The 2,318-nt window shown below is 43.8% G+C and carries 4 protein-coding genes and 1 pseudogene; all 5 read left to right on the top strand.

What is annotated here, in order from left to right:
- Window positions 1–261: IS1 family transposase (locus BHE85_RS13400; protein ID WP_000317683.1), on the top strand; the 261-nt coding region annotated here is incomplete at its 5' end.
- A gap of 86 nt (window positions 262–347) precedes the next feature.
- A complete protein-coding gene (locus BHE85_RS13395; RefSeq protein ID WP_000465931.1) occupies window positions 348–1,088 on the top strand; it encodes a fimbrial chaperone in 741 nt (246 codons plus the stop codon).
- 157 nt (window positions 1,089–1,245) lie between these two features.
- Window positions 1,246–1,619 (top strand): annotated as a pseudogene (locus tag BHE85_RS28435) (FimD/PapC N-terminal domain-containing protein); the annotation flags it as partial.
- The gene (locus BHE85_RS28430) at window positions 1,596–2,111 is read left to right on the top strand and encodes a fimbria/pilus outer membrane usher protein (protein WP_000800984.1); all 516 of its coding nucleotides are present in this window, start codon (window positions 1,596–1,598) and stop codon (window positions 2,109–2,111) included. The pseudogene BHE85_RS28435 and the gene BHE85_RS28430, both read left to right, overlap by 24 nt.
- Window positions 2,092–2,318: transposase (locus tag BHE85_RS13385; RefSeq protein WP_146628066.1), on the top strand; the 227-nt coding region annotated here is incomplete at its 3' end. The genes BHE85_RS28430 and BHE85_RS13385, both read left to right, overlap by 20 nt.

Raw genomic sequence — 2,318 nt, 5'->3', positions numbered from 1 at the left:
ACACTGGAGCGTCTTCTGAGCCTGCTGTCGGCCTTTGAGGTCGTGGTATGGATGACGGATGGCTGGCCGCTGTATGAATCACGCCTGAAGGGAAAGCTGCACGTTATCAGCAAGCGTTACACTCAGCGCATTGAGCGACATAATCTGAATCTGAGACAACATCTGGCAAGGCTGGGACGGAAGTCACTGTCGTTCTCAAAATCGGTGGAGCTGCATGACAAGGTCATCGGGCATTATCTGAACATAAAACACTATCAGTAAGTTGGAGTCATTACCCAGGGAATAGTGTTAATAATTTCTATTTTTATATTATTCCCTGTTTTAATTAACTCTGTCAGGGATGGTTTATGTTTTTTAACACCAAACATACAACAGCTTTATGCTTCGTAACCTGTATGGCTTTTAGTTCATCGTCTATTGCGGACATTGTCATTTCGGGTACTCGCGTAATATATAAAAGCGATCAAAAAAGTGTCAACGTACGTCTGGAAAATAAAGGGAATAACCCGTTGCTTGTCCAGAGTTGGTTAGATACTGGCGATGACAACGCTGAGCCTGGCAGTATTACAGTCCCTTTTACTGCCACGCCGCCAGTATCGCGTATTGATGCCAAACGTGGGCAAACAATCAAATTAATGTACACAGCCAGCACCTCACTGCCTAAAGACAGAGAGAGCGTGTTCTGGTTTAACGTACTGGAAGTTCCACCAAAACCAGATGCAGAAAAGGTCGCGAATCAAAGTCTGCTGCAACTGGCATTTCGCACACGTATAAAACTTTTCTATCGCCCGGATGGATTGAAGGGAAATCCCTCTGAAGCCCCGTTAGCCCTGAAGTGGTTCTGGTCAGGTTCAGAAGGTAAGGCGTCATTGCGAGTGACCAATCCAACCCCTTACTACGTCTCTTTTAGCAGTGGTGATTTAGAAGCTAGCGGTAAACGCTATCCGATTGATGTGAAAATGATTGCACCATTTAGTGATGAGGTCATGAAAGTCACTGGCCTTAATGGCAAAGCAAGTTCTGCAAAAGTACATTTTTACGCCATTAATGATTTTGGTGGCACCATTGAAGGTAATGCCAGTCTGTAATCAGGCAAGGATATAATTCCGCAGGAAGCATAACGTGACTATAAAACCAACTAAAAATTATCATAATCATCTGACCCGTATCGCTACGTTTTGCGCGCTGCTGTATTGCAATAGTGCTTTCTGTGCTGAACTTGTTGAATATGACCATACCTTCCTGATGGGGCAGAATGCCTCAAATATTGATCTCAGCCGGTATAGTGAAGGTAACCCTGCTATACCGGGTATGTACGACGTCAGTGTTTATGTCAACGATCAACCTATTATTAACCAAAGCATTACATTTATTGAAATTGAAGGAAAAAAAACGCACAAGCCTGTATCACACTTAAGAATTTATTGCAGTTTCATATAAATTCTCCCGATATAAATAACGAAAAAGCCGTTCTGCTTGCCAGGGATGAAACACTCGGCAATTGCCTTAATTTGACGGAAATTATTCCTCAGGCTTCTGTTCGTTATGACGTTAACGAGCAACGTCTGGATATAGACGTTCCTCAGGCATGGGTAATGAAAAATTACCAAAACTATGTTGATCCATCGTTATGGGAAAATGGCATTAATGCGGCCATGTTGTCATACAACCTCAACGGATATCATAGTGAAACTCCTGGTCGAAGAAATGACAGCATTTATGCTGCTTTTAACGGTGGGATGAATTTAGGTGCATGGCGACTGCGTGCCTCAGGCAACTACAACTGGATGACCGATTCTGGCAGTAATTATGATTTTAAGAATCGGTATATACAGCGTGATATCGCCTCGCTGCGTTCTCAACTCATTCTTGGTGAGTCTTATACAACGGGCGAAACCTTTGATTCTGTCAGTATCCGCGGCATTCGTTTATACAGCGACAGCCGCATGTTGCCTCCGACATTAGCGAGTTTTGCGCCTATCATTCATGGCGTTGCTAATACCAACGCCAAAGTCACTATGAAGTGGCACACTGAATTTGGCCACCTGAACAGAGGTGATATGCTCACCTCAGAACAACACAGGTGCTCCAATGAAAAAAAGAAATTTTAGCACAGAGTTTAAACGCGAATCCGCTCAACTGGTTGTTGACCAGAAATACACGGTGGCAGATGCCGCCAAAGCTATGGATGTTGGCCTTTCCACAATGACAAGATGGGTCAAACAACTGCGTGATGAGCGTCAGGGCAAAACACCAAAAGCCTCTCCGATAACACCAGAACAAATCGAAATACGTAAGCTGAGGAAAAAGCTACAACG

Source organism: Shigella sp. FC1567 (assembly GCF_001743015.1).
In the GTDB taxonomy this organism is placed as follows: Bacteria; Pseudomonadota; Gammaproteobacteria; order Enterobacterales; family Enterobacteriaceae; genus Escherichia; species Escherichia coli.
This window is presented reverse-complemented; position numbering and strand designations above follow the sequence as displayed.

Coding starts and splice junctions, on each gene's coding strand:
- BHE85_RS13395 (WP_000465931.1), top strand. CDS start 348: ATGTTTTTTAACACCAAACATACAACAGCTTTATGCTTCGTAACCTGT.
- BHE85_RS28430 (WP_000800984.1), top strand. CDS start 1,596: ATGAAAAATTACCAAAACTATGTTGATCCATCGTTATGGGAAAATGGC.